The sequence below is a fragment of the Actinoplanes sp. NBC_00393 genome (assembly GCF_036053395.1).
GTDB lineage: Bacteria > Actinomycetota > Actinomycetes > Mycobacteriales > Micromonosporaceae > Actinoplanes.
The window spans coordinates 1,579,245-1,591,367 of the sequence record NZ_CP107942.1 but is presented as its reverse complement, the minus strand read 5'-3'; the positions used below and the strand labels follow the sequence as shown (position 1 = coordinate 1,591,367).

Annotated in this window: 15 protein-coding genes; 7 read left to right on the top strand and 8 right to left on the bottom strand. The window is 71.4% G+C overall.

Annotated elements, in window-relative coordinates; genetic code table 11:
* Positions 1–24: 24 nt before the first annotated feature.
* On the bottom strand, positions 25–780 hold the full coding sequence (locus tag OHA21_RS07225) for a winged helix-turn-helix transcriptional regulator (protein WP_328471441.1): 756 nt from the start codon (positions 778–780) through the stop codon (positions 25–27).
* Between the two features lie 50 nt (positions 781–830).
* On the opposite strand from OHA21_RS07225, the gene OHA21_RS07220 reads away from it, so the two are divergent.
* Positions 831–1,205: a VOC family protein gene (locus tag OHA21_RS07220; protein ID WP_328471439.1), complete on the top strand. Its 375-nt coding sequence runs from the start codon at positions 831–833 to the stop codon at positions 1,203–1,205.
* 219 nt (positions 1,206–1,424) lie between these two features.
* Here the strand turns inward: OHA21_RS07220 and OHA21_RS07215 are convergent, their stop codons facing one another.
* The 3 genes from OHA21_RS07215 to OHA21_RS07205 form a co-directional block, all read right to left on the bottom strand.
* Entirely contained in the window at positions 1,425–2,651 is a 1,227-nt protein-coding gene (locus tag OHA21_RS07215; RefSeq protein ID WP_328471437.1) for a hypothetical protein, read from the bottom strand.
* Positions 2,648–3,154, bottom strand: coding sequence for a SigE family RNA polymerase sigma factor (locus tag OHA21_RS07210; protein ID WP_328471435.1), 507 nt, complete (start codon positions 3,152–3,154; stop codon positions 2,648–2,650). Before OHA21_RS07210 ends, OHA21_RS07215 begins: the two co-directional genes overlap by 4 nt.
* A gap of 62 nt (positions 3,155–3,216) precedes the next feature.
* The gene (locus tag OHA21_RS07205) at positions 3,217–4,083 is read right to left on the bottom strand and encodes an alpha/beta fold hydrolase (RefSeq protein ID WP_328471433.1); all 867 of its coding nucleotides are present in this window, start codon (positions 4,081–4,083) and stop codon (positions 3,217–3,219) included.
* Between the two features lie 48 nt (positions 4,084–4,131).
* On the opposite strand from OHA21_RS07205, the gene OHA21_RS07200 reads away from it, so the two are divergent.
* The 3 genes from OHA21_RS07200 to OHA21_RS07190 all read left to right on the top strand — a co-directional run bounded on the left by OHA21_RS07200 (position 4,132) and on the right by OHA21_RS07190 (position 6,666).
* Positions 4,132–4,530: a VOC family protein gene (locus OHA21_RS07200; protein ID WP_328471431.1), complete on the top strand. Its 399-nt coding sequence runs from the start codon at positions 4,132–4,134 to the stop codon at positions 4,528–4,530.
* A gap of 57 nt (positions 4,531–4,587) precedes the next feature.
* Positions 4,588–6,159, top strand: a complete 1,572-nt coding sequence (locus OHA21_RS07195; protein WP_328471429.1) for a D-alanyl-D-alanine carboxypeptidase family protein — start codon at positions 4,588–4,590, stop codon at positions 6,157–6,159.
* A gap of 99 nt (positions 6,160–6,258) precedes the next feature.
* Positions 6,259–6,666: a PLD nuclease N-terminal domain-containing protein gene (locus OHA21_RS07190; protein ID WP_328471427.1), complete on the top strand. Its 408-nt coding sequence runs from the start codon at positions 6,259–6,261 to the stop codon at positions 6,664–6,666.
* A gap of 12 nt (positions 6,667–6,678) precedes the next feature.
* Here OHA21_RS07190 and OHA21_RS07185 read toward each other — a convergent pair whose 3' ends face one another.
* From OHA21_RS07185 to OHA21_RS07170, 4 genes are all read right to left on the bottom strand, one after another.
* Entirely contained in the window at positions 6,679–8,268 is a 1,590-nt protein-coding gene (locus OHA21_RS07185) for a serine/threonine-protein kinase (RefSeq protein ID WP_328471425.1), read from the bottom strand.
* Between the two features lie 11 nt (positions 8,269–8,279).
* Positions 8,280–8,489: a hypothetical protein gene (locus OHA21_RS07180; RefSeq protein ID WP_328471423.1), complete on the bottom strand. Its 210-nt coding sequence runs from the start codon at positions 8,487–8,489 to the stop codon at positions 8,280–8,282.
* 66 nt (positions 8,490–8,555) lie between these two features.
* Positions 8,556–9,890, bottom strand: coding sequence for a sensor histidine kinase (locus tag OHA21_RS07175; RefSeq protein ID WP_328471421.1), 1,335 nt, complete (start codon positions 9,888–9,890; stop codon positions 8,556–8,558).
* Positions 9,887–10,573, bottom strand: coding sequence for a response regulator transcription factor (locus OHA21_RS07170; RefSeq protein WP_328471419.1), 687 nt, complete (start codon positions 10,571–10,573; stop codon positions 9,887–9,889). Before OHA21_RS07170 ends, OHA21_RS07175 begins: the two co-directional genes overlap by 4 nt.
* Positions 10,574–10,720: 147 nt before the next feature.
* Here OHA21_RS07170 and OHA21_RS07165 point away from each other — a divergent pair, with 147 nt between their 5' ends.
* The 3 genes from OHA21_RS07165 to OHA21_RS07155 are packed head-to-tail and all read left to right on the top strand — an operon-like array spanning position 10,721 to position 12,073.
* Positions 10,721–10,996 carry a hypothetical protein gene (locus OHA21_RS07165; protein ID WP_328471417.1) on the top strand — a complete coding sequence of 92 codons (276 nt, stop codon included), beginning with the start codon at positions 10,721–10,723 and terminating at the stop codon, positions 10,994–10,996.
* Entirely contained in the window at positions 10,993–11,598 is a 606-nt protein-coding gene (locus OHA21_RS07160; protein ID WP_328471415.1) for an STAS domain-containing protein, read from the top strand. Before OHA21_RS07165 ends, OHA21_RS07160 begins: the two co-directional genes overlap by 4 nt.
* A gap of 25 nt (positions 11,599–11,623) precedes the next feature.
* Positions 11,624–12,073 carry a response regulator gene (locus OHA21_RS07155; RefSeq protein ID WP_328471413.1) on the top strand — a complete coding sequence of 150 codons (450 nt, stop codon included), beginning with the start codon at positions 11,624–11,626 and terminating at the stop codon, positions 12,071–12,073.
* Positions 12,074–12,123 lie beyond the last annotated feature (50 nt).

Below are 12,123 nucleotides of genomic sequence, written 5' to 3'. Positions count from 1 at the left end.
TGGCGTGCCCGCGTGATCGCCGGATCAAACCGCCCGCACCCGGGTGATCAGCGCCGTGACGTCCCCGCTGACCTCGGCCCGCCCGGCGGCGACCAGCTCAGCCAGTCTCCCCGGGTCGTCCAGCAGCGTGTTCAAGGTCTCGGGGTCGGTGCGAATCGAGCCGTCGGCGCGCGCGGGCTCACCCGGCTCGACCGCCACGCGGCCGGCCGCACGCCCGACTTCACCCGGCCCGGGTTTGCCCGGCTTGCCCACCATGCCCGGCTCGACCCCCTCCTCGCCGGCCGGCTCCTCCTCGGCCGGCTCTTCCTCGGCCGGCCCTTCTTCGGCCGGCCCTTCTTCGGCCGGCGACCGGACCGTCCAGATCCGGTCGTCCAGCTCAACCCGGTAGGTGTGCTCGCCCGGGTCGATCGAGCCGCGCAGGTAGAGCAGGACCGAGGTGGCGCTGAGCGTTGAGCCGGCCGGGCGCGGCACCCGGAGCCCCCAACCGCCCAGGGCGAGCAGGATCGGCTCCAGCTCGCGGCCCCAGGCGGTCAGCTCGTACACATCGGAGGCGGCCGGCGGAGGCAGCCGGCGACGGCTGATCACGCCCCGGCCCTGCAGCTCGCGCAGCCGGTCGGTGACCAGGTTCGAGCTGGCGCCGGGCAGCGCACGCCGCAGATCCGAGAAGCGCTGCGGGCCGAGCAGCAGTTCCCGGACAAGCAGCAGGGCCCAGCGCTCCCCCACCACGTCAAGGGCGCGAGCAATCCCGCAGGCGTCGGCGTAACTCCGGCTGGTCGGCACAGTGCTAAATTACAAGTGTCCAGTTGTTAATTACAACTAAGGGAGTACCCATGGGACAGCCGGTCGTGCACTTCGAAATCATCGGCACCGATCCGGGCAAGCTCCGGGACTACTACGGCGACCTGTTCGGCTGGGAGTTCGCCACTGGCGGACCGGTCGCCCCGCAGGTCTCCGAGGCGGGCAATTACGGCTTCACCGAGGGCGAGACAATCCCCGGCGGCGTCGGTGGCGGGCCTGGCTTCCGCCCGCACACACTCTTCTACGTCAACGTGCCAGACGTCGAAGCGGCCCTCGACCAGGCCGAGACCCTCGGCGGCAAGCGTGTGCTGGGCCCGGTCCGCTCCCCCGGAACCGACCTGGTCGTCGGCCAGTTCACCGACCCCGAGGGCAACCTGATCGGCCTGGCAAGCATCAGCCCGGCCTGAGCCAAGCAGGCAGAGCTCCGGCCACAGGGTCGCCGTTCGCCCTGGCGAGCGTCCGCCTCCACCCGCGCCAAGCAGGAGGGGCTGAGGTCACCGGGCCGCCGTTCGGCCTGGCGCAGCATCAGCCTCCGGGCTTGAGCCGCACCGATGCCCCGCGGCTCGGCCTGCACGGCCGAGTGCTTGATCGGCCTGGCGAGCGCCAGGCCGATCAAGCCACTGGGGTCACTTACCGAGCCAGTCCAGCCCGGTCGGAGTGATCGCGACCTGCTCGGCCACCTTCTTCACCTCGTCCCGAGTGATGCCGGAGCCGACCAGTGTCATCAGCCGGCCCTTGTCGAGCTCAACCACGAGATACACCAGGTCCTTGCCGGCCTCGTCGGAACGCACCGGATTGCGGGCCGGGCGGCCGGCCACCGTCAACGTGTCACCGCCGTCGGGCGCGTCGGTGGTGGTGCCGACCTCGACGGTGAGGCTGCCGCTCTGCGAGGTCACGCTTTCCCTATCGTGCTTGTTGCTGGCGTTGATGCTCGGCATCGGGCCACGCTCGACGGCGTAGACGTAGCCGCGCCACACGCCCACCGACTGCCCGCTGACGTCGATGCCGGAGCTCGTCCAGCCCGGCGGCAGCCAGCTCAACCGCACCGGGACCGAAGAGACACCCGCATCCGGCCGCACCGAGCGGGCCATCCGCAGCAGGTCGCTCTTGCTGATATCGATCTTGCTAGCAGCGAGAATCAGCGCTGTACGGTCGTCGAGCGCCCAGTTCACCGACGACTTCCGATCGCCCTGGGCCCCGGTGTAATACCCCTGCACCCCGTTGACGTCGACCTTCTGGCCGCTGTTGTCGATCCCGGCCGCGGCGTCGCGCGCCTCGGTGCGGACGTAAAGGGTGAGTTCGCTGCCGCCCCACGGGTCGCCGGCGGCCACGTCCCGCTTCCACACCCGCATGAGGGTCGGGCCCATGGCGTCGCCCGGCTCGCCACCGTCGAAGTGCCGCAGGTGCTCGGCGAATCCCGACGGCACCCAGGTGGGCCGGTAACCGAGCGCGATCTCGGGTGGCACATCGGTGGCCGGGTTGGCACCCGGGTCGGCGGCGCCCTCGACCGGTTTGCGGGCCGGGTCGGCGGCACCGTCCGGCGCCGTCGAACCGCCGGTCACGTCCGGCGTGTGCGCACCGGCAGTCCCGTCTGGCGTCTTCGCACCGGCGGTGGCGGCCGGATCAATGGCGGTCCCGGCGGGGCCGTTGTCGCGCAACGCCAGCGCCGGCACCGTGACCGCGGCGGCGACGGCTGCCGCGGCCAGGCCGGCGCCGAGCATCCCGAACCGGCGGTTGCGGCGCACCCGGCCGGCCTGCTGCGGCAGCGCGGCGAGGATCCGCTCGGCGGGCACGGCGCGGTCCGCCTGACGCTCCTGCGTCGCCCGGATGAGATCTTCCAATTCCCTGGTCACGACGGCTCCCCGGTGGTCACCAGCGTGGCCGGCAGCGCGTTCTGCAGGGCTGCCAGGGCACGCATCAAATGGGTACGGACGGTGACCGTTCGACAGCCGAGAATGTCCGCGATCTCCTCTACCGGCAGATCCTCGTAGAAGCGCAGCGCGATCACCGCCCGTTGCCGGGGCGGCAGGGTGGCGATCAGGCGCAACATCGCGTCCCGGTCGTCACGCTGGGCCGTCGGATCCGGCGCGGCCGGCAGGAACCCCGCGAGGAACTCACCGGACAGCGGAACCGACTGGGCCGCCCGGCGCCGCCGCCACGACAGGAACTCGTTGACGAGCATGCGCTTCACATACAGCTCCGGCGCGTCCATCCGGCTTATCCGTGGCCATCGCGCCTGCGCCCGCACCAGCACGTTCTGAGTGATGTCCTCGGCCAGATGCGGATCCCACGTGACCACCGTCGCGTAGCGCACCAGGTTGGTGAGGCGGGCGGATACGAACTCTTCGAACGTCACGGTAGCCAAACGCCTCCGCCCGCACCGATTGATGACACCCGGACCCGGTGACTTTCAGATTCTCAGCCGCCCAGCACCTCACGAAGTTTCACCGCGAACTCGTCGGGCTTGCCCGCATAACCGAACTCGCCGCCGAGGAAACCACCATGGTGGCTGGGGAAGACGGTCGCCTCCTGGCCCAGCAGCGCTGCGGTCGCATGCGCGGTGCGCGCGGTGTAGGTGTTGCCGGTCTCCTCGCCGACCGCGATGACGACCCGGGTCGGCGCGGCGGCGAGCACCGCCGGGTCGGGCCGGTAGTCGCTGACGGCCCACGAATTCTTCGACAGCAACGGGTCGGCGCGGCTGCCGTCATCCTCGGCGGGCATGCCGAACGCCGCCGGATCGGGCACGGGCTGGGCGAAGTAGGCGTCGGTGAACTCGCCCTCCCACATGGTCATCGCCATGAACGCGGCCATGCCCGCACCCCAGCCGCGCTCCTGATAAGCCTGGTGGAACCCGGCCCGGGCCCGGTCGGCCCCCTCGGCGTCGGGCAGCACACCGTTCATCGGTGGCTCGTGCGCCACCAGCGTGACGACGTCGCGCGGGTGGGTCGCCACCAGCTCCAGGGCGGTCACCGCGCCACCGCTGCTGGCGAACACGTCGACCGGGCCGGCGCCCAGCGCCTCGATCAACTGGTGCAGATCGGCGGCCTGATGCTGCGGCGTGTGGTCGTCACGGCCGTCCTTGCGCACACTGCGGCCCAGCCCGCGTGGGTCATAGGTGATCACCGTGCGGTCGGTGAAGTGCGCGGCCAGGGCGTTGAAGCCCTCCGCCGACATCGGCTGGCCGATCAAGAGCAGCGGCGGGCGCCCGCCGGACGGCGGCAGCGGGCCGCGGACGTCATAGACCAGATCGACGCCGGGCAGGGCGAGGGTGTGCGTCTCAGTCATGCCCGTGACACTACGGCCAGGGTCTGACAATCCCGTTAGCATCGGCCGATGGCAGTGATCGCGCAGATCTCGCTCGGTGTGCAGGATCCCGACCGGGCCGGAGCTTTCTGGACCCACGCCCTCGGCTACGTCCGGCGTCCGCCCCGCTGGAACGGCGACGACTGGATCGTGATCGAGCCACCGCCGGGTGTGGCCGGCGCCGCCATCGCGATGGACACCAGCTCGAGCCCGGCCGAGGAGCTGCCCCGGGTGCACTTGGACCTGCAGATCGAGCACGGCGACCTGGACGCCGAGGTGGACCGGTTGGTGCGGCTGGGCGCCCAGCGCGTCGACTGGCCGTACTACCCGAAACCGGGCGAACGTCATCCGGACGAGGTGCCCTATGTGGTGCTCGCCGACCCTGAGGGCAACCGCTTCTGTGTCGGCGGACAGCCCGCCGCCGGTTGACCCGGGTGGTGATACTGGCCCGGGGCCAGGGCGGACCGGGCCGGAAGGAGCAGGACGATGACGCAGGCGCCACGGCCCGACGACCAGGCCACGCCCGCGTCACCAGGCCACACCAGCCCCAACACCGACCCACCGGCCGGCCCCGTGGTCGGCTCCGCGAAGGTGCCGCCCTCTCCCCCAGCCACCGGACCGGCCGGAAGCAAAGCCACCGGATCGGCCGAAAGCAAAGCCACCGGACCGGCCGAAAGCAAAGCCGCCGGACCAGCCAACAGCAAGGCCGCCGGCACGGTCTACGGGCGGACACCGACCGCCGGTCCGTCGCCTGAGCAGCCGATCAGCCCGCCGGCCACCGCGGGCCGGGCCGCTGTGCCCGCGACGACGCCTCCACCGAATGCAGTGCCGTCGCTCGGCGTACCCAAGAAGGAACGGCGCCTGCTCACCGCCACCCTCGTCGCGCTCGTCGCGCTGCTCGGCCTGACCGGCGCCGGGGCCGCGGCGCAGCTCAGCCGGGACGTGCCTGCCGCGACGCTGGCCATGGATCTCGCCTCGACCATGCAGATCCCCGGCGACACCCCGGAGCTGCCCTGGCCGGACGACGGCGCGGCGGAGCTGATGATCGAAGGGCTCGGCCGGCTGGGCGGCTCGGGCGCGGACTCCGCCGAGCCGATCGGCAGTGTCGCGAAGGTGATGACCGCCTACGTGATCCTGCAGGAGCATCCGCTCAGCGGCAATCAAGAAGGCCCATCACTCACCGTGACCGCCGCGGATGCCGCCGACTACCGGTCACGGATCGCCACCAACCAGTCCCTGGTCCCGGTCAAGGAAGGCACGAAACTCACCGAACGCGACGCCCTCGAGGCCCTGATGCTGCCGTCGGCGAACAACATCGCGCACCAGCTCGCCATCTGGGACGCCGGTAGCGAGAGCGAATTCGTCGAGAAGATGAACGCGGCCGCTGACGAGCTGGGCATGGCGAACACCGAGTACACCGATCCCAGCGGCTTCCTTCCGACCACCATCAGTACCGCTGCCGACCAGGTGATTCTCGGCCGCGCCGCGGTGCGGAACCCGGTCTTCGCGGAGATCGTCGAGCTCGAGGCGGCGACCATCCCGGTGGCCGGCCGGATCAACAATTACAACGATCTGCTCGGTGAGGGCGGTGTCTTCGGCATCAAGACCGGTTCGACCGACGAGGCCGGCGGGAACCTGCTGTTCGCGTCCCGGCTCAAGGTCGGCAGCCGCACGCTGGTCCTGGTCGGCGCGGTCTTCAACCAGCCCGGCGCGAACACGCCGGAACAGCTCGCCGCGGTCAACGTGGTGGTCCGCAAGCTGCTCACCGCGGTCCGCAAGGTCGTCAAGGAGCACGAGCTGATCGCGGCGGCGCCGGCCGGCCGGGTGGAGACCGCCTGGGGCGAGACGGCCACGGTCAGCCCGGCAGCCCCGCTCAAGGTGATCGGCTGGCCCGGCCTGAAGGTTCCGGTCAAGATCAAACACACCGATCCCGGCGATGCGATCACCGCGGGCGAGCCGGTGGGCACGGCCGAAGCTTCCGGCGTACGGGTACAGCTGCGCGCCGACGCCGCACTCCCCGAGCCGTCCCTGTGGTGGCGCCTGACCCGCCGACCATGAAAGCCGGCTGCCCCTTGTCACAGCCGGCACTGCACCGCGCCCGATGAAGCCTCCCCAGCGGGGCGGCGGCAGTGATGATCTTCTGACATCATCTGCCGCGTGGTTCGCCTCTACTCACTCTTCGTGCTCATCGACCTGGCGCTCATCGTGATCGCCCTGATCGATTGCCTGTCCGCTGAAGAGCACGCCATCCGGGCCCTGCCCCGCCCGTTCTGGGTCCTGCTGATCCTGCTCGTCTCGCCGATCGGCGCGATCGCGTGGTTCGTGGCCGGCCGCCCGGCCCGGCCGGTGAAGCTGAGCAACGGCACGGTCTGGCGTCCCGGCAGCGGCTTCCCGGAGAACGAGCGGCCATCGGCGCCCGACGACGACCCGCAGTTCCTAAGCAAGCTCGCCGAGTCGAACCGGCGCGAGGACGAGAAGCTCATGAAGGACTGGGAAGCCGACCTGCGCCGCCGCGAGGAGGAACTGCGCCGCCGGGAGTCCGCCGCCGACGACAAGACGACGTAGCGGCTGGATTCCTCAGCGGGCCGGATTGATGACGGTTCCGGTTGATTCGCCCTGCGGGGAGGCGACGATGCAGTGCAGCATGGTTCCGCCACCGAACTTGACCGGCCAGGCCTCGCGCTTCCAGGTGCTGGTCTTTCGCGGGGTGCGGCTGCGGTCGGCGAGGGCTTCGGCGGAGCAGGTCTTCGCGAAGTCGGCCTGGGCGATCAGCAGCTCGCCGGTCAGGATGATCTCGCCGGCCGGCAGCGGGACGGCCAGGAACGTCTCCCAGTAGTGGGGGTCCGTGCAGGGCAGCGGCCGCGGCGAGCCGGGTCTGCCGGCGTCGACGATGAGTCCGTGCCAGCACATCGGTTCGGCCGGGCAGTACGCAGCGCCGCAGGCAAGGAATCCGGCGGGATCGGCGGCGGTTTGCCCGGCTGCGCTGGTCTCGCCCGTGTCGCGACCATTGCCGGTTTGGCCGGCTCCGCTGGCTTGGACCGCTTTGCGACCGTCGCTCTGACCGACCCAGGTGATCACGCCGACGGTGACGAGCACGGCGGCCACGGCAGCCAGCGCGGCGAGCACAACGGGTCGGCGAAGAGGGGACGGCTTGGCGGCCGCAGAAGCGGAGCCGGCAGGGCCGGGGCCCGAAGGAAGGCCGGCAGGGCCGGAGGCAGAAGCCAGGCCGGCAGAACCAGACGCAAAACCCGCGGCGGCAGGGCCGGAGGCCGAAGCAGGGGCAGGAGCTGCAGAGCCCGTGGCGGCAGGGCGGGGGCCGAAGTCGGCTGCGCCGGGCGGTGCGATGATTGCGGCGCGAGCGGCCGCGGCCAGCGCCGAAGCGGAGGGCCACCGCCCGTCGGGCGTGATGGCCAGGGCCCGTTCCACGACCGCGAGCACGGGGCCCGGCAAAGCAACGCCGATGGTACGCGGAGCCGACTGCAGCCGTTGCAGGGCGACCGCGTACGGGTTCTCGCCCACGAACGGCCGCGCCCCCGCCAGACACTCGTACGCGACCAGCCCCAACGAGTAGATGTCGCTGCGCGGCCCGGCCGGTTCACCCCGCACCTGCTCCGGCGAGAGGTAGGTGGGCGTACCCAGAATGGCCCCGGACGCCGTCAGGCGGCTGGCGTCCTCATGCCGGGCGATGCCGAAATCGGTGATCACCACGCTGCCGTCCCGGCGGACCAGCAGGTTGGCCGGTTTGATGTCGCGATGCACCAGCCCCTGATCGTGGACCGCCTGGAGACCCTCGGCGGCCTGCGCGATCAGCCGCATCGTCCGGTCCGGCGACATCCGGCCGTCGCGGGCCAGCAGCTGCGCCAGGGACGCACCGTCGACGTACTCCATCACCAGATAGGCGACGCCCAGGCTGTGCCCGTAGTCGTGGATGGACGCCACAGCCGGATGGTTGATCCGGGCCATCGCGGTGGCCTCCGCCGCGAACCGCCTGCCGAAATCCGGGTCGTCGGCCACCCCCGGCAGCATCGCCTTGACCGCGACCGACCGCTTCAGCACCTCGTCGACGGCCAGCCACACCTCACCCATACCGCCGGCGCCGAGCCGCTGTCGCAGCCGGTAGCGGTCGCCGAGCCGGACTCCGGGCCGCAGAACATCAGCAGACGACACGGCCGTTGAGCTTAGGCCCTGGCGGGCTGATCCCTAACGGAGGCACGGGCCTTGGCCCGCAGACGACCGATGGCGTACGCGGTGATGAGCGCCCCGTCGAGCGCAACAAGCACGGCCGCCGTGGTCGACCCACGCACCAACTCGAGAACGGCCACAGCGCCGAACAGGGCGGCGATGATGAGCACCGGCCGGGCGAGGCGAAGCACGTCAGTGGTTCCCATATCGGGACGTTGCATGATCGATGACTCTTTCACCGCGCGAATACATGACGAAAGTGTGACGAGACTCTACGCCGGTAGCTCGACGCGGAAACGCGCGCCACCCCCGGGCCGCTCGCCGACCGTGGCGGTGCCACCGTGTGCCGCGGCGTGCTCGGCCACGATCGCCAGGCCGAGCCCGGTGCCGTCGCCGTCGCCCCGGTCGTGGGCGGCCGGCCCGCGGACGAACCGGTGGAAGATGGTGGCCCGATCCTTCTCGGACACCCCGGAGCCGGCGTCGTCGACTTCCAGGAACCCGGCGCCGACCCGGACCGCGACCGGTCCGCCGCCGTAGCGGATCGCGTTGTCCAGCAGGTTGCCGAGCGCCTGTTCCACCCTGCGGCGATCGACCGGCCAGGTCTCCGGGGTCTCGGGCAGCACTTCGACGAGGTCGGCGGGCAGCTCACGGGACCGGCACACCCGGCGGGCCAACTCGGCGAGGTCCACCGGCTCACGCAGCAGCGGCTGATCGCTCCGGGACAGTTCGAGAAGGTCGTTCACCAGGTGCTGGAACCGGGTGACCTCGGCGGTGAGCAGCGCGATCGCGGCGGCGCCGCGATCGTCGAGTTCGTCGCGGCGTTTGTGGATGACGCTGGCGGCCGCTTCCAGGGTCTGCAACGGTGACCGCAGTTCGTGGCTGACGTCGGCGGCGAACCGCCGGTCGCGTTCGATCCGGCGGGCGAGCTGGTCGGCCATGTCGTTGAAGGCGACCGAGAGGGCCGCCAGGTCGGGTTCGGTGTGCGGGTCGAGGCGGGTGGTGAGGTCGCCACCGGCGATGCCGCGGGCCGCGCCGGCGACCGCGGTCAGCGGGCGCAACGCGTGCCGGGTGACGTACCAGCCGAGGGCGGCGCCGCCGGCCGCAACCATGATCGCGACGGCGGTCAGGACCAGCGCGAGGGTCTGCAGTGTGCGCTGCAGCTCGCCGAGGGAGATGATCTCGTAGAAGACCGCCGAGCGGGTCAGCGGGATGCCCACGATCAGGGCCGGCCGGCCGTCGCGGCGGATGACCTGGGCGCCGGCCTCGCCGCCGGCCGTCATCGCCTGCAGCCGCTGCGGGACCGCGGTGTCGGCGGCCAGGTCGGCGCTGCGGGAGTGCCACCGGCCGTCGAGGTGGAGCAGCACGTACCGGTCGGAGCCGGTGTCCAGCGACCGGAGCACCCCGAGCACGTCCGGATCGACACCGGCGATCCCCGCGTTGACCACGGCGGCGTCATAGTAGGTGGCCCGGACCGCGGTCCGCTCCCGCTCGGCGAACAGCGTGTTGCGGGTCGACTCGTACGACACCAGGCTGATGCACGCCGACAGCAGCAACGCGCCGACGGCGAAGGCCGCGCTGACCCGGGCCCGCAGGCCGATCACCTTCACGGCTGCAGTTTGTAGCCCAGGCCGCGCACAGTCACCAGGTGCCGCGGGTTGCCGGATTCCGGTTCGATCTTGTGGCGTAGCCGTCCGACGTGCACGTCCACCACGCGCTCGTCGCCGAACTCGTGTCCCCAGACGCGTTGCAGCAGCTGCTGGCGGGACAGCACGAGGCCGGGATGGTCAGCGAGTTCGCAAAGGAGCCGGAACTCCGTACGCGTGACCGCCACCGCTTCCCCTCGCAGCCGCACCTCCCCGGCTTCCGGCCGGACCTCGAGGTCACCGAAGGTGAGCACCGAGGTGGTCGGCACCGCTTGCTGGGTGACCGTCCGGGCCCGCCGCCGCAACGCGCGCAGCCGGGCCGCCAGCTCCTTGACCGCGACCGGCTTCACCACGTAGTCGTCCGCGCCGGCCTCCAGCGCGGCCACGATGTCGTGGGTGTCGTCGCGCGCGCTGACCACGACGATCGGCACGTCATCCGTACGCCGCAGCTGGCGGATGCACTCGTAGCCGTCCATGCCGGGCAGCATCAGATCGATCAGCACCGTCTCGGCGGGCCGGCGCCGCTGCTCGGCCAGGCCCTCCTCCGCGGTCGCCGCCGTGTACGCCGTGTACCCCTCGTCCTCCAGGGCCATCGCCAGGGAGAGGCGGATCCGGTCGTCGTCCTCGATCAGCAGCACCGCGGTCATATCCGCATGATGCCCCGCGCCGGCGGCGACGGCCGAATCGGACCGGTACCGGCTGGTTTTGTCACGCAACTGTCATGGGTGCGGGCCGATTCCGCAGATCACGGCGGGCAGGCTGACCGGTACCGACCCGAGGAGGGAAGCACCGCCATGACGGCGCTCAGTCTGATCATCGCGGTGACGGTCGGCGTGGTCGCCGGCGTCACCGGCCGGATGCTGCTCCGCCGTGGCCGGACCGTGCCGTTGTGGCTCCCGATCGCCGCCGGCGTCGCCGCGGCCGTGCTGGCGACCGTGCTGTCCCGGATGGCCAATACCGACCGACCCGGCCCGACTCTGACCGAGATCCTGCTGCAGGTGCTCTTCGCCGTGGCCGGCGTGGCCGTCGTGGCGGTCACCGCCGACCAGGCCCCGACGGGGACGCGATGACTGCCGTCTGCGGTGACGGCAGCGGCGTCGTCACCGTCATCTGCGACGCCTGCGGCACGGTCGAGGAGGCCGCCGACGTGCTGCGCGACGAGGACATGGTCTGGCCGTCGATCAACGAGCTGGGCTGGACCGGTTCCCCGTTCGCCACCGGCACGCACCGGTGCCCGCGGTGCGTGGACGCCGCCCGGGTGGATCAGGGACCGAGCGCGCCGCCGGGTCCGGCGCGCGGCGACGGTTTCACCGTCCGGGAGGCCGGGCGGTCCCGGGTCGTGGCGCTGCGCGCCGGCCTGGTCCAGCAGTTGGTCGACGGGGTACGCCCGGCGCTGGTCGACGCGGCCACCGCAGGCCGGAACGTCGTGATCGACATGCGGCGCGCCGATGTGGTCGACTCGGCCGGCCTGGGCCTACTGGTCCGCGTGCATCGCGCGGCGAAACACCGCGGGGCCACGTTGTGCCTGGTAGCGCCCTCGCGATACGTCGTCACGGTGCTGCACACCATGCACCTGGACGGCCTGTTCCCGATCTATCCGAACGTCCGGTCGGCGCTGCGTCACCTGTCCGGGGCAATCCCGTCGCACCCGCCCGGCCAGATGTTGCGTTAGAGCAAGCGTTCGATAGTCTGGCGCCGTGTCCACGACCCGAACAGAGCCGCTGCGCATCCTCGTCGTGGACGATGACGACGCCGACGCCTTCATGATCGAAGAGGTCCTGGCCGGCGCCGCGCTGCCGGTGACCGTGGACCGTACGCGGGACGGCCGCGAAGCCCTCGACTTCCTGCGGCGCAGCGGCGGCCACTCCGGCGCGCCCCGGCCCGACCTGATCCTGCTCGACCTGAACATGCCGCGGATGGACGGCCGGCAGACCCTGGCCGAGGTGAAGAGCGATCCCGAGCTGCGGGCCATCCCGGTCATCGTGCTGACCACCTCGGGCGCCCCGCCGGACGTGCTGGCCAGCTACCGGCACCACGCGAATGCGTATGTGACGAAGCCGATCGACCTCGTCGAGTTCGAGGCCGTGGTGTCGCGGATCAGCCGCTTCTTCGGCGAGACCGTCCGCCTTCCTCCGCCGCCTGCCTGATTGATGCTTGCGCCCCTTGCGGAGCGCGCCTACTCTTCGTGGTGTACGGT